This window comes from Pseudolactococcus piscium (assembly GCF_002441695.1).
In the GTDB taxonomy this organism is placed as follows: Bacteria; Bacillota; Bacilli; order Lactobacillales; family Streptococcaceae; genus Pseudolactococcus; species Pseudolactococcus piscium.
This window is the reverse complement of record NZ_JXJW01000005.1, coordinates 55456-75900: the sequence shown is the minus strand read 5'-3', so window position 1 is coordinate 75900 and position 20445 is coordinate 55456. Positions and strand designations below refer to the sequence as shown.

18 protein-coding genes and 1 pseudogene are annotated in these 20445 nt (G+C 36.1%); 11 read left to right on the top strand and 8 right to left on the bottom strand.

What is annotated here, in order from left to right; all coding sequences use genetic code 11:
* Window positions 1-9 precede the first annotated feature (9 nt).
* From RU86_RS03635 to RU86_RS03610, 6 genes are all read left to right on the top strand, one after another.
* The gene (locus RU86_RS03635; protein ID WP_096814103.1) at window positions 10-3312 is read left to right on the top strand and encodes a GH36-type glycosyl hydrolase domain-containing protein; all 3303 of its coding nucleotides are present in this window, start codon (window positions 10-12) and stop codon (window positions 3310-3312) included.
* Window positions 3313-3358: 46 nt separating this feature from the next.
* Window positions 3359-4309: a LacI family DNA-binding transcriptional regulator gene (locus tag RU86_RS03630; protein ID WP_096814102.1), complete on the top strand. Its 951-nt coding sequence runs from the start codon at window positions 3359-3361 to the stop codon at window positions 4307-4309.
* A gap of 72 nt (window positions 4310-4381) precedes the next feature.
* Window positions 4382-5128, top strand: a complete 747-nt coding sequence (locus RU86_RS03625) for an alpha/beta hydrolase (RefSeq protein ID WP_096814101.1) — start codon at window positions 4382-4384, stop codon at window positions 5126-5128.
* Between the two features lie 370 nt (window positions 5129-5498).
* Entirely contained in the window at window positions 5499-7199 is a 1701-nt protein-coding gene (locus RU86_RS03620) for a bacterial Ig-like domain-containing protein (RefSeq protein ID WP_096814100.1), read from the top strand.
* A gap of 192 nt (window positions 7200-7391) precedes the next feature.
* Entirely contained in the window at window positions 7392-7568 is a 177-nt protein-coding gene (gene rpsU / locus RU86_RS03615; RefSeq protein WP_003137442.1) for a 30S ribosomal protein S21, read from the top strand.
* A gap of 148 nt (window positions 7569-7716) precedes the next feature.
* A complete protein-coding gene (locus RU86_RS03610; RefSeq protein ID WP_047914649.1) occupies window positions 7717-8913 on the top strand; it encodes a phosphoglycerate kinase in 1197 nt (398 codons plus the stop codon).
* A gap of 105 nt (window positions 8914-9018) precedes the next feature.
* Here the strand turns inward: RU86_RS03610 and RU86_RS03605 are convergent, their stop codons facing one another.
* The 3 genes from RU86_RS03605 to RU86_RS03595 form a co-directional block, all read right to left on the bottom strand.
* A complete protein-coding gene (locus RU86_RS03605) occupies window positions 9019-9579 on the bottom strand; it encodes an ECF transporter S component (protein ID WP_096814099.1) in 561 nt (186 codons plus the stop codon).
* Window positions 9580-9583: 4 nt separating this feature from the next.
* Entirely contained in the window at window positions 9584-10057 is a 474-nt protein-coding gene (locus RU86_RS03600; RefSeq protein WP_096814098.1) for an S-ribosylhomocysteine lyase, read from the bottom strand.
* Window positions 10058-10254: 197 nt separating this feature from the next.
* The gene (locus RU86_RS03595) at window positions 10255-10464 is read right to left on the bottom strand and encodes a tyrosine-type recombinase/integrase (protein WP_096814097.1); all 210 of its coding nucleotides are present in this window, start codon (window positions 10462-10464) and stop codon (window positions 10255-10257) included.
* Window positions 10465-10618: 154 nt separating this feature from the next.
* On the opposite strand from RU86_RS03595, the gene RU86_RS03590 reads away from it, so the two are divergent.
* Both RU86_RS03590 and RU86_RS03585 read left to right on the top strand, forming a co-directional pair.
* Entirely contained in the window at window positions 10619-10957 is a 339-nt protein-coding gene (locus tag RU86_RS03590) for a helix-turn-helix domain-containing protein (protein WP_096814096.1), read from the top strand.
* 217 nt (window positions 10958-11174) lie between these two features.
* The gene (locus RU86_RS03585) at window positions 11175-11414 is read left to right on the top strand and encodes a hypothetical protein (RefSeq protein WP_096814095.1); all 240 of its coding nucleotides are present in this window, start codon (window positions 11175-11177) and stop codon (window positions 11412-11414) included.
* An 8-nt stretch (window positions 11415-11422) separates the two neighbouring features.
* Here the strand turns inward: RU86_RS03585 and RU86_RS12310 are convergent, their stop codons facing one another.
* From RU86_RS12310 to RU86_RS03575, 3 genes are all read right to left on the bottom strand, one after another.
* Window positions 11423-12424: a DNA/RNA helicase domain-containing protein gene (locus tag RU86_RS12310; RefSeq protein WP_245810470.1), complete on the bottom strand. Its 1002-nt coding sequence runs from the start codon at window positions 12422-12424 to the stop codon at window positions 11423-11425.
* A gap of 72 nt (window positions 12425-12496) precedes the next feature.
* The gene (locus RU86_RS12305; RefSeq protein WP_245810469.1) at window positions 12497-13171 is read right to left on the bottom strand and encodes a GIY-YIG nuclease family protein; all 675 of its coding nucleotides are present in this window, start codon (window positions 13169-13171) and stop codon (window positions 12497-12499) included.
* The gene (locus RU86_RS03575) at window positions 13164-13514 is read right to left on the bottom strand and encodes a nucleotide pyrophosphohydrolase (protein ID WP_096814094.1); all 351 of its coding nucleotides are present in this window, start codon (window positions 13512-13514) and stop codon (window positions 13164-13166) included. Before RU86_RS03575 ends, RU86_RS12305 begins: the two co-directional genes overlap by 8 nt.
* 382 nt (window positions 13515-13896) lie before the next feature.
* Between RU86_RS03575 and RU86_RS03570 the strand changes: the two genes are divergently transcribed.
* Window positions 13897-16065: a metallophosphoesterase family protein gene (locus RU86_RS03570; RefSeq protein WP_179296190.1), complete on the top strand. Its 2169-nt coding sequence runs from the start codon at window positions 13897-13899 to the stop codon at window positions 16063-16065.
* Window positions 16066-16271: 206 nt separating this feature from the next.
* Here RU86_RS03570 and RU86_RS03565 read toward each other — a convergent pair.
* Both RU86_RS03565 and RU86_RS03560 read right to left on the bottom strand, forming a co-directional pair.
* Window positions 16272-16553 (bottom strand): annotated as a pseudogene (locus tag RU86_RS03565) (tyrosine-type recombinase/integrase); the annotation flags it as partial.
* A 59-nt stretch (window positions 16554-16612) separates the two neighbouring features.
* Window positions 16613-17668 carry an AraC family transcriptional regulator gene (locus tag RU86_RS03560; RefSeq protein ID WP_096814092.1) on the bottom strand — a complete coding sequence of 352 codons (1056 nt, stop codon included), beginning with the start codon at window positions 17666-17668 and terminating at the stop codon, window positions 16613-16615.
* Window positions 17669-17818: 150 nt separating this feature from the next.
* Here RU86_RS03560 and RU86_RS03555 point away from each other — a divergent pair, with 150 nt between their 5' ends.
* Window positions 17819-19192, top strand: a complete 1374-nt coding sequence (locus tag RU86_RS03555) for an MFS transporter (protein WP_245810467.1) — start codon at window positions 17819-17821, stop codon at window positions 19190-19192.
* Window positions 19189-20439 (top strand): MFS transporter, encoded by a 1251-nt coding sequence (locus tag RU86_RS03550; RefSeq protein ID WP_096814091.1) that lies wholly within the window; start codon window positions 19189-19191, stop codon window positions 20437-20439. The genes RU86_RS03555 and RU86_RS03550 overlap by 4 nt, the downstream gene beginning before the upstream one ends.
* Window positions 20440-20445 lie beyond the last annotated feature (6 nt).

Below are 20445 nucleotides of genomic sequence, written 5' to 3'. Positions count from 1 at the left end.
GATAAAGGTATGCTAGATAAAAAATTAAGGTTTCAAGAAAATAAGACGACGATATCTTTCCTAAGTTCAGGTGATTTAGATCAGATCACGCATGATGGTATCATGATCAATCAATTGAATGCTAATTTTTTAGATGGAAATTGTAACCAGATTTATCTGCGAATACATACAGACTCTGGTATTGTATCAACACCGATGATAGGCTCAAATAGCGGGTCGCGATTTTTCGTTGCGCAAGATCAACTCACTTGGCAAGGCGTATTTCATGCTGTTAGCTACCAAGTTGCCTTTAAGCTGGCTAAGGATGGCATTTGGTTTTGGCAAGTGATCCTATCTGGTAATGGACAAGCAGTTGATGTGATTTATGGGCAGGATATAGGTAATGCGGCACAGGGTGCTGTTCAAGCCAATGAAGCCTATATGTCACAGTATGTCGATCATCATGTGACACAAGATGAAACGACTATTGTGATCTCATCAAGACAAAATCAGCCTCAAAATGGCAAGTTTCCTTTAGTTGAGCAGGGGAGTCTTTCACCTCTCATCAGCTATGCAACAGACGGTTATCAGTTTTTTGGCACAGGCTACAAAGAGACCAATCAACCTACTGCCTTGACTGAGGAACAATTAGCAAATGAAGTCTATCAATATGAATTTGCCTATATTGCCTTACAGACTGATAAACTTGTCCTTAAGCCACAAAATGAACCGATTGTATTCTATGGTGTCGCCTGTAGTGATCAGCCGACCGCTGTCAGTCAACCAATAGTCGATCGTGGTCAAATCGTGAGCAGTTATCAGGAGTTAGTATTTGCGCTACCAGCAACTGATTCGATCGTTTTTAATAAAACAATCGGGTCTCCTATTGTTGGCGAGACATTAAGTGATGCGGCATTAGCACAGCTATTTAGTAGCCAAAGTCAAGTTGAGAAGGCGGGCGAGACGACGCTATCTTTCTTCACAACCGACTATCACCATGTTGTACTGAAGGCAAAAGAAGTCGATATGGAGAGGGCACATGGTCATATCCTGTTAAGTGGTATGGATTTGGCAGTAGATAAGCCCTTACTCAGTACCACACTTTATATGTATGGCATCTTTAATTCTCAGGTGGTGCTTGGTAATACGTCGATGAATAAATTGATGAGCAATAGCCGAAATTCATTAAATATCATGAAGCAATCTGGCCAACGTATCTATCTTAAAGAAGCGGATACATGGCGGTTATTGACCATGCCATCTGCTTTTGAGATGGGGCTGAATTCCGCAACTTGGTATTATAAACTGCCAAATGATTTGCTCAAAGTGACGACTTTTACAGTTGCTGATGGCCGAGAGATTCAAACGCAGTTTGAAAGTGAGACTGGAAAGGCCTATACATTAGCCATCACTAATCAGCTGCTAATGAGTGATGATGAACATGCTCCAGCCTATAGTATCAATCGGACTGATAATGTGGTGACAGTCAAAGCAAAAGCTGATTCAGGTATCGGCAGTGCTTATCCTGACCTAACTTACCACTTCAGCCTTGACGTGCCTTACGCGCTTACTGATGAACGGCTATTTCAAGTCGCGGAGTCTGACGTGTTGACGGTGTTTCTTGTTGAAAATATGTCGAGCTTTACGATGACGATTCAAGGGAATCTGACAGGTGCTAGTAACCAAACACAGACCACTTCACTAGCAGTTGAAAATGCGCGCTATACAAAGTTTATAGCCGATTTAACCAATCACTTTCATCTGTCTCATCCTTCTGAATCAGTCAATGACATGAATACCTTGATGCAGTGGTACACACACAATATGCTGGTGCATTACTTATCACCGCATGGCCTGGAACAATATGGCGGTGCTGCTTGGGGAACACGGGATGTATCGCAAGGTCCAACTGAATTTTTCTTAGCTGTCAATCGCGCTGATGTGGTCGCATCTATCATCACGCATGTATTTGAAAACCAATTTGAGGATGATGGCAATTGGCCACAATGGTTTATGTTTGACCGATATGAGAAGCAAAAAGCTGATGAAAGTCATGGAGATGTGATTGTGTGGCCGATGAAAATCGTCGCAGATTATTTAGAGAAAACGGCAGATTTAGCCATACTTTCAAAAGCTATTCCCTATACTGATCGGTCAACTTTTGCCAAAACAGGGCAATCACATCCATTATTGTCACACATCAAAAAAGAAATTGCCTACATAGAAGCTAATTTCTTACCTGGTACTTATTTATCATGTTATGGTGATGGCGATTGGGATGATACCTTGCAGCCTTATGATAGCAGATTAAAACAAAATATGGCCAGTAGTTGGACGGTCGCTTTGACTTATCAAGTATTAAACAAGCTTGGTCGGATTTTATTACAGGTTGATGCGGCCTATGGGCATCATTTAATTGATCTAGCTGATCATATCAAACAAGATTTTGACAAGTATATGCTAGGCGACGAGACGATTCCTGGATTTGTCTACATAAATCAGGATGGCTCATCAGAGTTGATGATCCATCCTAAGGATCAAAAAACAGGCATTCAGTATCGCTTATTACCCATGACACGCAGCATGATCGCAGAACTATTGACTCCTGAGCAAGTCTCACATCACTTATCTGTGATTAAAACCCACTTGCAGTTTCCAGATGGTGTCCGTCTGATGAATCGACCAGCAGCCTATCACGGTGGTGTAAGTACTAACTTTAAGCGGGCAGAACAAGCAGCGAACTTTGGCCGAGAAGTCGGCTTACAGTATGTGCATGCACATATTCGGTTTACTGAGGCCATGGCGAAAATTGGTCAGGCTGATGAAACCTGGCGGGCCTTATCTATCATCAATCCAGTACAGATTCAAAAGCGCGTGGCAAATGCCGGACGTCGGCAGTCAAACGCCTATTTTAGTAGTTCTGACGGCGCTTTTAAGACAAGGTACCAATCACAAGCAGAATTTGATACAATGAAGAGTGGTAGTAGGCAAGTTAAGGGTGGTTGGCGCATCTATTCTAGTGGCCCAGGCATCTATATTAATCAGTTGCTAACGAGTGTCTTAGGCATTCGCCAAACGGCAGATCAGATCGTATTTGATCCGATTTTACCGGAGACACTAGATGGGCTAGAGATGCAGTATCGATTACTCGAAAAAGCGGTTATCATCAGGTTTCATTTGCGTACTCAGCAACAAGAACTTGAGATTAACGGTCGTAAAGTAAGCGTATCCATAGCGTCAAATCCCTATCGACAAGGTGGCCTAGTCGCGAGTATTGATGAGATTGACAAGCATTTGACTCAAGAGATTAATAAGATTGACATCTACTGTTAGGTCGTTTTATAGACGAAAAAAGTTGGATGAATGGGGGTAAACGCTTATGACTAGTATCAAAGATATTGCTAAGATTGCTGGCGTATCAATTTCAACGGTCTCTTATGCGTTGAATGGCAGTAATAAGGTGACGGAGGAGACTAGGCAGCGAATTAAGAAAATCGCTGATGACTTAAAATACGTCCCTAATATGGCAGCGCGTACTTTGAAACGGCAACGCACGAATATTATTGGTGTTTACGTGACGGATTATCGTGGGAGTTTTTATGGGGAATTATTAGATGGCATCAAACGGGGTCTAGGCTATTATGATTATGACATGATCGTTTGTAGTGGCAGTCGATCACACTTGTTTATTCCTGAAAAAATGATTGATGGTGCCATTATTTTAGACTCGACTTTTTCGACAGAAGAAATCACACAATTTGCCGATGAAGACTATAATTTAGTGGTGTTAGATAGAGAACTTGACTATTCAAGTGTACCGCAAGTGTTACTCGATAATAAAGGTGGTGCAACACTTGCCATTAATCAACTCGTTGAACTTGGCAGTCAAAAAGTCTTTTTAATCACTGGTCCTAATGGGTCCTATGATAATCGACAACGGCTTGAAGCCAGTGTCAAAGAATTAGAACGCTTTAATATGAGCTATGATGTGATCAATGGTAATTTTACAGAAGCGTCGGGCCATCAAGCAGCTGAGTTTATTTTCTCAAAATCACCACAAGTACCAGTTGATATTTTTGCCTTCAATGACGAAATGGCAATCGGAATTTATCGCTATTTGAAAGATAAGCCTTATGTGATTGGTCGTGATGTGAGAATCGTCGGCTTTGATAATATCGAGATTGGTGAATTTTTAGAGCCTAAGTTGACGACTATTTCTTATTCCAAACATCGATGGGGTATCATTGCTGCTGAAAAAATGATCCGATTGGTTAGTAATGAACAGGCCGAAGATGAGCTGATCTATACAAGCTTAGTTGAGCGGGAGTAAAGTATATTTACCTCAAACTAAATAGCACGTAATAAAACAGATTAAGTGTTAAGACAAAAGGAGAAGACCCGCATGGCAATTAGTCATCTGCATTTTCGTTCTGATGTGTTAGGGAAAGCGACATCGGCGACAGTTTATTTACCCGACAAGCACCTGACAGACTATCCCGTTCTTTATTTGCTCCATGGGTTATCAGATGATTGTAATAGTTGGTTAGATGCAACCTCTTTGGCACGTTATGCAAGTGCATATGAGTTTGTCATTGTCATGCCACAAGTCGATTTGAGTTTCTATACAAATATGGCCTCTGGTGAGGCTTATTGGGATTTTTTAACGCTAGAGTTACCCCGAAAAATGGCCCAATGGTTGCCAATCAGTCAACTGCCCAGTCGTACATTTGTGGCGGGACAGTCGATGGGGGGGTATGGTGCCTTTAAATGGGGCATGCAATATCCTGAGAAATTTAAGGGTGTCATCTCGATGTCTGGTGCTTTAGATCTCGTTTCATTGTGGTCAAGAGATAAAGATAGAGACGGCTTGTTTAATCGGATTTTTGGTGATAAGGCACACTTAGAGGCAAGTGATGATCATCTCATGCGCTTATTCTCATCTGCCCTTAATGAAGAGACGGCACCACATTTTTTACAAATTTGTGGCACAGAAGACTACTTGTATGTAGATAATCAGACCTTTAAGCATCAGGCGGATAAAGCAATCAAACAGTATACCTATGAAGCCTATCCCGGGGATCATTCTTGGGGATTTTGGGACCAGCAAATTCAGCGGGTATTAGCGTTTTGTGATGAATTATGTTCATAGGTTAGAGAATCGCTTACATACTTTAGAAAATGTATAGAAAAACTTGGATATTATGGATATTCAAGTTTTTCTATTGTAATAATCAGCCAATTTAGGACAAATTCTTAGTATTTGTCAAGCACATAATGATTAAGTTAATGCTTACAAATATTGGTTTCGTTTCTGACGCTATCTCTATTCAACTATCTATTAATTTCAATGGTTTACTTGAGTGCAGAGCATATTAGTACATCGTATGACTACTCTCTCAAGTAGTCATCTATAAATCATGTTTCTCTCGTTTATTAATAATTATATATAATTAGTGTTGTGGTAACGCGCGTTATATGTTATAATATATCTATGTTTATTAGAATGATAAGGAGATAATATGAAAAAAAGAAATTTATTATTATTAATGATAATATTGCTAAGTGTTTGCAGCCCAATAATTGCCTTAGCTAACACGGATATAGGTATGGAGAAACTGCAGACTGATGAACTCCCAGTAAGTCTTGAAGAAACTGCGCCTACTGTCATTGATGAAAAAAATGTAGATGATGTCAAGGTTCCTGCAATCAGTGAACAAAAAGCAATAGGTGAAGCAAAAGATGCAGCTGTTGATAGTCAATCAGTAGCAGAGGCGGCACAAATTTCTGATGATAAAGCGATTAAGTTAGCAGATGTATCGTTGCATGATACGACTAAATTAGGGACGACTGCTAAAGAAATTGTGTTTCCAGACCAAGTTGTCGCACAACAAATTCGAAAAGAATTAGGGCTCCCAAGCGATTCTCCCATAACAGAAGAGGACATGAGCCACTTAATAGATATTTACCTCAGTGGCGTAAGTAATATAGAGGGTTTACAATATGCAGTTAATCTAACAGGTATTGGGATTCAAAAATCTGGCACCGTCTCTCTTGAACCACTACGAAATTTGACGAAAATGACGTCGATTGGTTTATATAAGACGGAGATTAGTGACATTAGTCCGCTTGAGAACTTGATTAATTTGAAGACCTTACGTTTATCACGTAACAAAATTAAAGATGTCACGTCTTTAAAAAACTTATCTGCAATCTCTACGAGTTTTTTCGAATTAAATCATAATGAAATTGCAGATTTCAGTCCACTGAAAGTTTTGGTAGATAGGGGTATTATGTTTACCAAACAAAATCAAACGATCAGGTTAGCAGAACAAGTACTTGGTAAAAATGACATAAATAGGATACCTAATCCCTTACGTGATGAGAAAGGAAATTCTGTCAAACCTCCCCTTGCATCTCTTGTAGGTGGATTAGGCTATGATGAGGAAACCAATGAGTTGCTACTTGACGGGAGTCAGTTGGTGGAGGGAAGTGGAGAAGTAAGCTTTGATTTTGTTACTGGAAAATTGAAGACTGATATGAGTGGTACGGTGACAATACCCTACCAGAGAATCACTGCTCAGCCAGTAACTGTGACTTATGTAAACCAAGAAGGGCTAGCAATTCATGATAGTAAAGTAATCACTGGTAATGTCAGTGATACTTATGATACGACCACCGATGTGTACAAGTTAGTGATTCCCGGATATGTTTTAGATGAAAGTGACTTACCAAGTAATGCAATAGGTACGATTAGTGGTATGCCACAGACAGTAACTTATCGTTACAAAGAGAGTCAAGCTCAAATAGATGCTAAAGATTCGACCTTATTTGTTGGTGATAACTGGCGTCCTGCTGATAACTTTATTTCAGCAACTGATAAGCTCGGAAAATCAGTAGATTTTTCGGATATCGTTGTATCCGGTGTCGCAGACATAAGCAAAGTTGGAACTTATGAAATTAGTTATACTATTCCAGGTGCTAGTAAGACGATTACTGTCACAGTAAAGGAAAAGGATACCCCATCTTCAGATACAGTTACACCGGGTTCATCGTCAGATGACAGTGTACAATCAGAAAGCAGTAAAACGCCGGCTGGTAATTCACAAAATAAGCTACCGTCGACTGGGGAATATAATGTGAAAGCATTATCTCTATTAGGTTTAGTATTGCTAGTATCAGTAGCAATTGTTTGTTTCGTTAGAAAAAGAAGACTGGATTAAGTGTACAACCTGTACTTCAGTAGTGACGTGCTGACTATCAAGTTAGCGATATCTGTATTAGATCTATAGGATAAACGATTTAAGAAAATACCTTTATTTTCATTCGAAATGACTTGACATTTATTAAAAACATGGTAGAATAGGTGAGTATGCTTTTGGCATAACTACGAAACGGAAAAGAGGTGAAATCCTATGTCACAAACAATCGTACGCAAAAACGAATCGCTTGACGACGCGCTTCGCCGCTTTAAACGTTCAGTTACAAAAGCTGGAACACTTCAAGAAGCCCGTAAACGCGAGCATTACGAAAAACCTTCTGTTAAACGTAAACGTAAATCAGAAGCAGCACGTAAACGTAAAAAATTCTAGTTACTAGAAGAAAGAGCAACCCAATGGGTTGTTTTTTTATTTTAAACGATCGTAAAACTTTACTAAATTTTGTCACCACTCTTGATTTTGTGATATAATGAACCATGTAGATTTATATAATAAAAATTTAATGGAGGCAACACCCAAAATGGCTAAACTTACAGTAAAAGACGTTGAGTTAACAGGAAAAAAAGTACTCGTACGTGTGGACTTTAATGTTCCTTTGAAAGACGGCGTGATTACAAATGACAACCGTATTTCTGCGGCTCTTCCAACAATTAACTACATCCTTGAACAAGGCGGACGCGCAATTCTTTTCTCTCACCTTGGTCGTGTAAAAGAAGAAGCTGACAAAGCTGGTAAATCACTTGCACCAGTTGCAAAAGCATTGTCTGAAAAACTTGGTAAACCAGTTGTATTTACTGGTACTACACGTGGAGCTGAACTTGAAACTGCAATTGCAGCGCTTAAAGACGGCGAAATTTTACTAGTTGAAAACACACGTTTTGAAGATATCGATGGTAAAAAAGAGTCTAAAAACGATGCTGAGCTTGGTAAATACTGGGCTGGCCTTGGCGATGGTATCTTCGTCAATGACGCGTTTGGTACTGCTCACCGTGCGCATGCTTCTAACGTTGGTATCTCTGCAAACGTTGAAAAAGCAGTTGCTGGTTTCTTACTTGAAAACGAAATTGCTTACATCCAAGAAGCAGTTGAAGCGCCAGTTCGTCCGTTTGTTGCTATCCTTGGTGGATCAAAAGTATCAGATAAAATCGGCGTAATCGAAAATCTTTTGTCAAAAGCTGACAAAGTAATCATCGGCGGCGGTATGACTTACACATTCCTTAAAGCACAAGGCATCGAGATTGGTGATTCACTTGTTGAAGCTGATAAACTTGAAGTGGCTAAAGAATTACTTGCTAAATCAAACGGCAAACTTATCTTACCAGTTGACTCAAAAGAAGCTAACGCTTTTGCTGGTTACACTGAACTTAAAGATACTGAAGGCGATGCAATCGATGCTGGCTTCCTTGGTCTTGACATCGGACCTAAATCAATCAAACAATTTGACGCTGAATTAACAGGCGCTAAAACAGTTGTTTGGAATGGTCCTATGGGCGTATTTGAAAACCCTGACTTCCAAGCTGGTACAGTTGGCGTAATGGATTCAATCGTTAAACAACCAGGCGTTAAATCAATCATCGGTGGTGGTGATTCTGCAGCAGCAGCAATCAACCTTGGCTATGCTGATAAATTCTCATGGATTTCTACTGGTGGCGGTGCCTCTATGGAACTTCTTGAAGGTAAAGTATTACCAGGTTTAGCTTCACTTACTGAAAAATAAGCTAAAACATGAATAAGTAAAAAACTGTCTATGTCCTAATCATTAGGATACAGACAGTTTTTTTATATCTAATAAGTCGTATATAGAAAAAATAGGCCTGTTAGCCTACTTTTTTAGGTCGTCTTTAAAAATATCTAGCGGATAGACTTTGTTGATGGCACGTGCCAAAAATAGGGCAATATTGAAATCAATTAGTGAGTGAACAAAACCGCCAATACTCAAAATCAAGAGAAGTGAGCCTAAATTTCGTCCTGCAAGGTGGCTAAAGCCAACTGTGAGTAACAAGTAGACGATGGCTACCTCAGCTAGTGTGTGAATTAGGGCAATCACGACATTAAAAACCTGAAATTTGACACCGTGCGTGTAGGACTTATGTCGCCAAAGGAAGGTTGACCCAATCAAGGCGAAGATGACATGTGTTGCTGCACGAAACGTGATTTCGATAGGTAGACCAGAAATCAAGAAACCGAGTGCTGATCCTAGTGATACGACAACAGCGGCGAGTGGGGAAATCAACATGGCGATCATGATCGGCACATGGCTTGCGAGCGTAAAACTAGCAGGTGGGATGACGATTTTAGGCATGACTTGTGGGATGAGGATTGCAAGTGCTGTAAGTAGTGCAGTGGTAGTCAGGAGGGTCAGTCGTTTTCTTGTTTTATTCATCTCCTTAAACTACCTTCCTGACAAAAGCATCTGATGAAATACCACGCTCAAGAATTAGTTTAGACCATTCTTTGGCAGTCCATAGAGAGTGATCACGGTAGTTACCACAAGATTCGATGGTCGTCCCTGGTACATCTGCCCATTCGATGACGTTAACAATCGCTTCAAGAGAAGATTTGATGACTTTAGCAATCGCTTCAGGCGTGTGCTCTCCCCACATGATCATATGAAAGCCCGTACGACAGCCAAATGGTGAGAAATCGATTAGACCGTCGACGCGGTCACGGATGAGACTTGCCATCAAGTGCTCGATCGTGTGCAAGCCTGCTGTTGGGATTTCTTGTTCGTTTGGTTGGACCAAACGTACATCAAAGTTTGTGATGATATCGCCCTTTGGTCCGCTCTCTGAGCCGATGAGTCGAACATAGGGTGCAAGCACCTTAGTGTGGTCAAGTTGGAATGATTCTACTTCTGCCATAATTTTTTTCTCCAATTCTTTTTGTTTCATTATACTTCATGAAGCCAATAATATCAAGGGTTTTAAGCGTTTTTTGTCGTTTTTCTGTTTCACTAAAAATCATCATTTTTCACTGGAAAGTTGTGCTTTTCGTTGTGCCTAAAATTTCAGGTCAATGATGTCAAGCATCGCGAAACTATCAATGCGAAAATGCACTTTCATGCAATTCTCGGCAAATCGTTTAGGACTTTTACAGCCTGCTGTCTTTGAGATGATACCAGATGTGTGTAAATTTCACTTGTCGTACGAGGGTTAGCATGTCCTACTCTATCCATAATTACTTTTTGGGATACACCAGCTAGAACAAGCAATGTGATGTGAGAGTGTCTTAACATATGCGTTGAAAAGTATTTAGGGTTCTTGCTCATCCATTTTATAGATCATCCTTTCGAAATACAGTTAAAACTAATATTACATATATGTAATATTATCAAAAAAAGCTAAAAATACCAATATTACACGTACTTTATATAATCAAAACTTGCATTTGTTTTTGATAATCTAAAAATGAGGTGAAAGTATATGACTATTAACTATTTTGGTGAAAAATTAAAAGCGGTTCGTAAATTGAAACGCTTAACACAGTTAGACTTATCAATAAAATTAGGTGTTAGTAAAGGGACAATATCAGCCTATGAACAAAGCTTATCATATCCTTCCCTAGAAACACTGGTGAAAATTTGTGATATCTTAGATACATCATCGGATTATCTATTAGGTATATCTGATGTTTTACCCTTTAAAATGGGTGGCTTGACTGATGAACAGATTAGTAGTGTTCTACAATTTGTCTCTCTTATTGAGCGGGCTAATGAGGTAGTTGATAGAAAAGAATATCAACACAAAGAAACTAGTAGATAACAGTACTGAATTAATCTAGTTGAAAATAGATTAAAAGGAAATTTTAATATTTTTACTGACATTAGTGAAGTATGTATTATTTTAACCAAAAAGGAGAAGTATTTTTATGCCATATGAAAAGGGTGGAAGAGCAGACAAGGATGGGAACAGATTCGAAATAAGATGGGTAGTATATCAACTTTTGCAAGTTTTAGAGTAGAAGGTTGAATATATTTCTTTGGAATGTCTTGGAGACGATGAAAAAGGCATAGATGTATGGATTGGTAGAAGTAATGGTGTTAAGGAAGCTCAACAATGTAAAGGTAGAAATGGCAGCGAAGAGGTTTGGAGTTATGCTAGTATCAATGCTAAAGGTATATTTGAGAACTGGAAGTATCATTTAGATAGAGATGTATCAAATACAGTTTCACTTGTCTCTCCCCTAGCTTTTACTTTTATTGACATCTTTAAATATTGATATACAAACTAAAAGTCAAATGTTTTCTTGAAGTATTCTTTGAAAGCATCATTGTGCCAAAAAGCGATTCGGATACCATCAATTCCTCTGGTTAATAAGACATAGTATATGTTTAATACAAAAATTGTAAACTCTTTTTGAGTATCAGGGAGTAAAAGTTCTGCTTTAGTATGTTTTCCATTAACATTTTTAAAGTTACTTGGTTCCCCATATAGTTTGCCATTCTTGTCAACTAATAGATCGTTCCCAATTAGAACCCCGACTTTATTTAAATCGATTCCTTGTACTGCAAATACTGATCCGATTTGATCTTCCGCGTCATCATCTGTTGAGTTAATCCAGTTTTCTTGTGTTGAATTCCAACGGCGGGAGATCATACTTTCATGAAAATGAGTAATCGATGGATTTTTACCTTCTGCTTGTTTCCATTCCTCAACAAGACCAGATAGTACCCGATTAATATGCTCGGGATGATAATTTTTATCTTCTTCAACCCAGTCTATTAAATTTTCAAGTGGTGCCTCGTTAAAGTATCCAAAATAAGCATCAGGATCAGTATCATGGAAAAGTGAGCGATCAAATTTGAGATCAAAGTTTGTATATTGAAGCAGGTCAGTGTCTTTATACAGCAGGTATTTTATACCGTTCACATAGTCCTCTGAAGAATAGTCTTTTCCTTCAGGAGCTTGAATTCTAAATTGTGTAGTCAAATAGCATTTTTCAAAACCAGTTGTTAATTCCTTAAATTTCTCTCTCGAAATATTGGCTGGTCGAATAGCTTGTAGAATATCATACATTAAAATCACTTGATTGCTAAGTGTAATGAGAGGTTCCAAGTGATTTTCACAATTAGCAAATTCAGTATGCTTATAGATAGTATTAAAGGCGCTGTGCTGTTTAGACCCTCTTCGTGATAAACGATGTGACTCATCAACGATGATTGTATCGTAGTGTTCTTTTTGATTTATCAATTTAATAGCTGTTGAAACTGTAAGATTGCTACTATTCATACCGAAAACTTTAAAGATTTCTTTAGCTGTTTTTTCCCAGTTAGGCTGAACGACTATTGCGATGCGTTTTTGTTAAGTCTCAGATAAGAATCTAGCAACAATATGTGTTAGTAACACAGTTTTTCCTGTTCCAGCATCTCCATTAATCAGGTAATTTTTTGAAGGATTTTCTAGAACTTCTGTAATCAGATTATTTTGTTCTGCTGTTAGTTGCTTTATAGGGCTATATTTCACTAAGGAACGTGTTCTAAGCTCATTTAATGTAGGGGTAGTAACCCATCCCTCAAGAGAGAGCACGTCCTCCCAGAATGGCAAAATAACCTCAGACGCTACTCGTTCTCTATCTCTATAATCATTTACGGAATTACCGCCATTACCATTGATAATTTCATTATTTTCGAAAAAAACTTTTGCTGAGTTTGGTTTAGGGTTATCAGCAATAAAATAGGTAATAAGTTGATTTTCTACATCATCCAAAGCAGAACCATTAAAATATTGAGAAATCAGTATTTTAACTTGATCAAAATTGGCACTATTAAATTTTTCTTCATGACTATTGTAATGCTGCTTATGTCTATCTAAAAAGTGTCTCGTTTGTCCAATATATATTTTTTTATTTTTGGAACTACGATAAATATAGATAACATTTCCATTAAATAATGAATTTGCTTGAACAGGTCTTAGTTTGTCTAAACTCAGTATCTCTCCATTTTTTAAGTTTAGGGTAAATTGTTCAAATTTAGCCATTTTTATCCTCGTTATCCCATTCTGTGTATTTTTTATTTGATCCAAAACTTTTAGAAACTGGATATTTTTTTGCGTTCAAGTCTAATTTCTCTTGAATGATTTTATCAGCATCTAAATTTAAATTGTCAGCTAACATAAGACAATAGATAAACACATCTGCCAATTCTTCTTTAATATCGGGAAGTTTATTTGCAACAGCTTCTTCGGAAGTTTTCCATTGGAAGAGTTCAAGTAGCTCGCTAGCTTCTAATGAGATTGATATCGCTAAATCTTTTTCATTATGGAACTGCCTCCAGTTACGCTCATCACGAAATTGGTTTATTTTTTCTATGGTTGATTTCATCTTGTCCACCTCTCAAATATTATAACATTTTCATGTTGCATTATAATAGTATGGATGATATACAGCTACTTATCCACATTAAAAAATAACCTTCCCTCATCACGTTTGTTTTTCGTTACCTGTTTCGCCAAAAGTTCTGATTTTTAAGATAGAAAATTATGAAAGTAGTAGTACCAAAAGCTGATCGTCATATGAGTCTACTTATGTGATGAGAAATTACTTTAAGAATTCAATCGCTAATTAATTTATTGCCTGATAAATATTCAGGATTTTAAAGAGAACTAGATAATTGTAACTACTATCTAGTTCTCTCGGTAAAGTAACCCAGCTCACGTGGTATAATGTTGATAACAATAATGTTTGGGAAGGAGAATGATGCAAATTGAATGATTTAAGAAAACTTGAAAGACTAGAAGAAGAAATTGATTACTTGGAAAATAGATTAAAAGAAACTAATTCTGAAAAAATTTTGTATGAAATGTCAAAAACTAGGTTACAAGAAGCCAAAAAACAAGTTAAGAAACTTAGAAGTTCTCTTGGTATTTCCCTCGTTCAAAATACAATAACAACTTTTGATGGACTTAATGAATTATTTGAATTATTTCCTGAAAATAGAAGACGTCCAGTTAATAAAATTATTCAGAGAGGAGATTACTTTAATCTTGTTTATAACATTAATGAGCAGAAGATATCAATTCAAAAAAAGGATGAGATAGTGTACTCAACGATTCCTTACGATACTGGAAGAAATTATATCCAAAGAGCTGCCATTTTAACCTTGCTTTATCCAGAATCGACAAAAGAGTATCTTGAAATTCACAATCCTAACTTAATGATTTATATTGAAGAGTCATTGCGACAAGTGGGGAAATCACATACCTTGGCAGAAAAATATTATCAAGAGATTTTTAATCAACCGTTATTTATGATGCAAGTCTTGGGAAGAATGCTACAACATGATGAAAGAGGACCTTTATCTGCAAATCTTCCTGGGAAATTTCTATATGATGTTAATTTAAAAACTGGAATAACGGGATACTTAGTTGAGTTTTTAAAGTTTGTTATAGCAGCTACTAGAGAATTACCAATAGCAACTGATGGTAAAAGAGTTACCTTGATAGAGAATTTCAAAAATAACGAACTTACAAATTCAATATATGGTCAAGTTTATCTTTCGAATTACTCGAATTTAGATTTGAATTTACTGCCAGAAAAAATACAAAATGAAATTAATATGGAGTTGATGACCGTAGACAATTATATGATGGATGTTTCAGCTCCGATGCTACGTTCAGAAGTTGGTTCAGCATTACAAAATGTAAGAAAAAATTATATTGCACATAGTATTGATCCACGATTATTAGAACCAATATTTGAAAATGTACTGCCAACTCATAATAATAATTTGATTAATGTCGTTTCGGATATTCATTCGGTAGATGGGCATTTGCCTTTTCAAAATGACAACTTTAATATTCTTGCAGGTGATATTTCTGATTCGTTTGTTAAAGATAAAAATATTAAAGGTCTGATAGCAATTGGTAATCATGAACTATCAGATGTTGTTACTTTAAGAAATAATGAAAAGTTTTTACAATTTCGAATTGAATTTCGGAGAAAAGTTAAAGATTCTATCATGGGGGGGAAATTAATTGAAGGAGTAGTAAAAAAACTTCTTGATTCTAACAAACATGAAATCAATGAATTTCTTTATAATAAGCAGTTGAATGAGTTTGATGAGTATAGGGAATTATTTTGGTTTAAACTATTGTTTCTTTTACCAGATGCGTCTTGGGCTTATCTTCCAATAGGTAGCAGTTCATTTTATGAAGTAATTAAAAATAAACTTTCTAATCGCTTCCCAAATATGACCGTCCTTAACAACGAAGTCATATATTATCAAGGGATTAGATATATTGGTTTGACAGTACCTGTGGCTTTAGTTAAAAGAAAACTAGAAGCTCAACAGTTTATGTTAGACTACCTTGGAAAACAACTTGATAAAGATTTTCTAACACCCACAGTCATAGTTTCTCATGCACCATTATTTAATGAATTAAGTATGCTCTCTCCCAAGAGCAAATCATACAATCCTGAAAACAATTGTTCTTTGAATGGTTTTTATGAATTATTTGGAAAGCATAATATTATTGGGGTAGTTCATGGTCACCATCACATACCAGCTTCAAAAGGAAGAGAAAAACACGTTGAATTTGCAGGTAAAAGAATTTTTGTAGTGTGTTCTATTTATTCCAAGATTAACACAGGATTAGATTTGAATAATTTGATAAAACACAGTAATAAATCGAATCAAGTTAAGCAACCAAAATTAATTCAAAAATCATCCCCAAAAATCAAAAAGCCAGATATACCATTTTATGATGGCAATACTCCTATTGGTCAAATTCAAAATATGTACAGAGAGAAAAAGGGTAACAAAATAAAATTTACAGTTGAGAAAACTATTCAAGGAAAACGTCATAAAAAAAGATTCGATGAAATTAATGAAGCTATTGATTATCTTAACGAATTGAACAAGTCTTCATCTTAAAAAAATCTATTATTGATGTTAACTTTATCCAAATCAATGGATTTTTATCATCAAGTAAATATGTTTAAATTTTATAAATATTGATATTCATCTAAAATTAAAAAACAATCCCTTCTCATCGGGATTGTTTTTCGTTACCTGTTTCGCCAAAAGTTGTGATTTCACTAAAAATCATGATATTTCACTTAAAAGTTGTGCCTTTTAAGTCACACAAGCAGTGGTAAATCATTTAGGATTTTAACTGCTTGCTGTTTTTGAGATGATACCAGATGTGTGTAAATCTCACTTGTTGTACGCGGGTTAGCATGTCCTACTCTATCCATAATTACTTTTTGGGATACACCAGCTAGAACAAGCAAGGTAATGTGAGAATGTCTTAACATATGCGTTGAGAAATTTTTGGGGTTCTTTTTCATTCCCTCATAGTCTCCTACTTTTTTCATAAATTTATTTAGCAGACCATTTGAAAAAGGTTGTTTATGTGTTGTGGCAAATGCAAGGTTGCATTGTAGGAAGTAAAGAACTCAGAAAAGTTTCTTTCTAAACCTTATTGTTTAATATCAGTAATCTCAATCATTTTATACTCACTTGGCGTTAATTTGAAGCGTTTCTTAAATAATCTATTAAAGTGCTCAATATTGTTAAATCCATTTTCTTCAGCAATTCTGTATATGGGTTTATGACTCGTTCTAATCAAGTTTTTTATTTTCGTAAATTTAATGTTTAGTACCAGATCTGTGAATGATAAATTTGTAGATTTTTTAATCATTCTTGAACAATGTTTAGGAGAAAAATTGAAGTGTTTTGCCAAATCTATTAATGAAATGTTTTTGAAGTTATGCTCAATATATGAAATCATATAAATCATGATTAGATTATTTTCTATTGCTTTATTTGAAAATGAAATATTATTCTCGTAATTTTGAATAATTATAGAAAAAAGGTAGAGTATTTGGGCATTATTAACAATATTATAAAAGTTCTTTTGTTCAAGGAATTGTCCATACATTTCCAACACTAAGTCTTTTATACGATTATCATTCTGGGTATCTATTAACATATAGTTATTGAAATCATCTAAATATAACGCACCATTAAGGAAATTAGAAACGATATTAGTTTGTCGCAATAGGTTATAGAATATATCCTCAAAATTTTTTTTCCAAATAATGATATTAATGATAATTGAATCATCGAAAACGCAAATATTATGCCTTGTTTTTGGAGGTATTAGGCAAAACTGGCCTGCGTTCATTTGAATTTTTTCTCCTTCTATAGTTTGTGTACAAGAACCGGATATACAGTAAGTTAATTCAAAGAAAGAATGTATGTGATCGAATATAGGCGTATACCTATAGTGTTTCAATAAAACAATTTCTTTTCGAACATCCTCTGAGTCTAAAATGCTTTCCGATATTTCTATAGGATTCCAACTTCCGTTGATTTCGGGAACTATCAATTTATCTGAATATAGTTTATCGGGATTAAGACTTGATAAAAATAAAGGGAAAGATTTTTTCTGTTTATTTAAATAATAATTTTTATAGAATATTTCATGCTCTTCATAATACATCAACTTATCTAGCACATCTTGTTTATCCATAATTACTCCTTTTCTATAAGTTATCAAAAATGTCACCAAAAATCAATAAAAAAAGCGCTTACAAATCATATGTTTAAGGACTTGTTTGGTTTAGAATAGAGTTTGTAATTAAATAAGAAAGGGATTTCTGAAAGTGCCATATACGACTGAATGAAATTAAAAAGTATTATGGATACAAGATCTAAATTATTTATTTGGAGGCAACGGATAGGCTATGGTTCGGCAGACTTCGCATGTAATTTAATATGGCAGATGATTTCACTATATCTGCTTTATTACTATATAAGTGTTGCTAAATTGGATGGCATGAAAATCGCATCAATGTTTGTCATATGTAGACTTATTGATGCGATTACTGATTTATTTTTTGGTTATTTAATTGATAAGACTTCAACAAGATGGGGGAAATCGCGACCGTATTTCTTATGGGGATCAGTTCCTTTTGCAGTCTTTGCATTTTTGACTTTTTCAGTTCCAACCACACTGTCTGAAGGTGCAACATTGATCTATTGTTACCTTACTTATACTGGATTGTCTATTATGTATACTATTGTAAATATTCCAATGGCTTCAATACTTCCAGCATTAACAGATGATCCTCAAGAGCGAACAAATTTGGCAACGACTAGGCAATTCTTTGCATTTTTAGGAAGTACATTGATATCTCTATTAGGGTTAAAAATGGTTTCATTTTTTGGCCATGGTAATGATGCGGTAGGATTCAAATATACGATGCTTATATTTGGGATAGTTGGGGCAGGAATATTCATCTTTACTTTTTTTAATGTTCGAGAAATTCCTAACCGTGGAAAAGTTGATCATAAAATAAATTTGAGGAGTGCACTGGTATCTCTTAAGGATAACGGACCGTGGAAAATATTTGCCGTCAATATATTATTTATGTGGGTTGGGTATTTTTTACAAGCAGGCGCATTGATATTTTATTACACTGCTGTAGTTGGGAGCCGAAATCTTTCAGTAGTAGTTGCTACAATTATGTCATTAGTTCCGGTTGTTTCAAATTTAACAGTTCCCTTTTTAGCACGTTTATATACTAAGAAGAATCTGTTCATAACTGCTTCTATGATACAAATCTTAGGGTGCATTGTGATAGGGTTAGCCCATGCTAATTATATTATGATAATTATTGGTGCCATTGTATCTGCCTTGGGATACGGTGTAAAAACATCTATCTATTTTTCAATGCAGGCCGACCCTGTAGATTACGGAATATGGAAAACAGGAGTTGATACAGCAGGGATACAATCTGCAATAAATGGATTCTTAGGAAAAATTTCTCAAGCTGTTGCTGGTGGAATCTCAGGAGTCTTAATTGCTTGGGGAGGATACAAAGGGGAGGGAGTTCAATCGGATAAAGCACTAAATTCAATTACTTTGATGTATTTACTTCTGCCTATTATGCTTAATCTTATTTCAGTAGTTATTATGTTGTTTTACAAGTTAGATAAGATATACCCTCAAATCCAAAAGGATTTAAATGAAAGGAAACATATAATCAAATGATAAATCAAAAAAAGGTCTCAGAATTTAGACCACTATTAATCGGTGCCGGTCTTGGTTCAGTATTAGGCTCAGGCGTTATTGTGGCTTTAGCTACGACTATTTCTATTTGGCAAAACTATTTATCCCTTAGTATGGCACAGGTTGGCATAATTTCAAGTGTATTAACCTTGTCTATTGCAATAGGATCGCTGTCAGCAGGGAAAATAGCCAAACAAATTGGGCTGGTTAGAGCATTCAACCTATTAAACTTATTTTTCGTTGTTGGCGGCTTATTAATAGTTTGCACAATTAATTTTCCAATGCTTGTTATCGGTGCTTTAATCTCGGGATTTGTTACAGGAGCTGATTTACCAATCTCATTGACCGTTATTTCAAAGGATGTTGCGGATGAGAAAATAAGAGCAGAATTGGTTTCGTCTACACAGGTATATTGGACCATTGGTATTTTATTAGCTGCTATCACTTCTTTTGTGACATCAAAGTTACCAGGAGAACTATCAGCAAGACTAGTTATGGGACTAATTGTACTTGTCGGAATACTCACGTTGTTAATCCGCAATAGTAGTAAGAAGCTTCAGTCAATACATAGGAGTGCACCTGATCCTATCAACTCTGAACTTGTAGCGAAAAAGGGTTCTGTACTAAAATTATTATTTGGCAAAGATAAAAAATACTTGAAATTTTTCATTTGCATACTGGTATTTTATTGTGGGTGGAATTTATTGGCAAATACTTTTGGTCAATTTCAAACGTTTATGTTAGTAAAGGCCAATGCAACTCAATCTTTTGCCACAGGGGCAGGGTTGCTATTAACGATCGTAGTTCTCGCAATTGCAGTGATTTTTGCCAAGATTGCCGGAGGTAAAAATAGAAATGTCGTTTTTGTTATAGGTATTGGTATTATAATCTTTGCTTTAGTAGCATTAGCTTTCAGTAGCAATAACCTATTTTTGATTGTTGCATTTCTGGCTCTTCAAAATGTAGGATCAACTTTTGCGGGTGAGGCGATGTATAAAGTATGGACGCAAGAATCATTTCCTATGAGCTACCGGTCAAGCATACAAGGTTTCATAAATGGTTTTTCAAGACTATGCTGTGCAGCATTTGCTCTGATAACACCATTGTTAGTTTTACCAGAAAATATAAAAACAACAATGCTTGGATTTGCAGTACTTCTTTTTGTAGCCGGAGTATTTGGGGTAATCCAAATTAGACTTCAAAAAAAATATAATGTGGGAAGTAATTAGAGAGGA

What these genes read in the sequence shown, in the direction of transcription:
- RU86_RS03635 (WP_096814103.1), top strand. Translation starts at nt 10, where the DNA reads ATGCTAGATAAAAAATTAAGGTTTCAAGAAAATAAGACGACGATATCT.
- RU86_RS03630 (WP_096814102.1), top strand. Translation starts at nt 3,359, where the DNA reads ATGACTAGTATCAAAGATATTGCTAAGATTGCTGGCGTATCAATTTCA.
- RU86_RS03625 (WP_096814101.1), top strand. Translation starts at nt 4,382, where the DNA reads ATGGCAATTAGTCATCTGCATTTTCGTTCTGATGTGTTAGGGAAAGCG.
- RU86_RS03620 (WP_096814100.1), top strand. Translation starts at nt 5,499, where the DNA reads ATGAAAAAAAGAAATTTATTATTATTAATGATAATATTGCTAAGTGTT.
- rpsU (WP_003137442.1), top strand. Translation starts at nt 7,392, where the DNA reads ATGTCACAAACAATCGTACGCAAAAACGAATCGCTTGACGACGCGCTT.
- RU86_RS03610 (WP_047914649.1), top strand. Translation starts at nt 7,717, where the DNA reads ATGGCTAAACTTACAGTAAAAGACGTTGAGTTAACAGGAAAAAAAGTA.
- RU86_RS03605 (WP_096814099.1), bottom strand. Translation starts at nt 9,579, where the DNA reads ATGAATAAAACAAGAAAACGACTGACCCTCCTGACTACCACTGCACTA.
- RU86_RS03600 (WP_096814098.1), bottom strand. Translation starts at nt 10,057, where the DNA reads ATGGCAGAAGTAGAATCATTCCAACTTGACCACACTAAGGTGCTTGCA.
- RU86_RS03595 (WP_096814097.1), bottom strand. Translation starts at nt 10,464, where the DNA reads ATGAGCAAGAACCCTAAATACTTTTCAACGCATATGTTAAGACACTCT.
- RU86_RS03590 (WP_096814096.1), top strand. Translation starts at nt 10,619, where the DNA reads ATGACTATTAACTATTTTGGTGAAAAATTAAAAGCGGTTCGTAAATTG.
- RU86_RS12310 (WP_245810470.1), bottom strand. Translation starts at nt 12,424, where the DNA reads ATGAATAGTAGCAATCTTACAGTTTCAACAGCTATTAAATTGATAAAT.
- RU86_RS12305 (WP_245810469.1), bottom strand. Translation starts at nt 13,171, where the DNA reads ATGGCTAAATTTGAACAATTTACCCTAAACTTAAAAAATGGAGAGATA.
- RU86_RS03575 (WP_096814094.1), bottom strand. Translation starts at nt 13,514, where the DNA reads ATGAAATCAACCATAGAAAAAATAAACCAATTTCGTGATGAGCGTAAC.
- RU86_RS03560 (WP_096814092.1), bottom strand. Translation starts at nt 17,668, where the DNA reads ATGGATAAACAAGATGTGCTAGATAAGTTGATGTATTATGAAGAGCAT.
- RU86_RS03555 (WP_245810467.1), top strand. Translation starts at nt 17,819, where the DNA reads ATGAAATTAAAAAGTATTATGGATACAAGATCTAAATTATTTATTTGG.
- RU86_RS03550 (WP_096814091.1), top strand. Translation starts at nt 19,189, where the DNA reads ATGATAAATCAAAAAAAGGTCTCAGAATTTAGACCACTATTAATCGGT.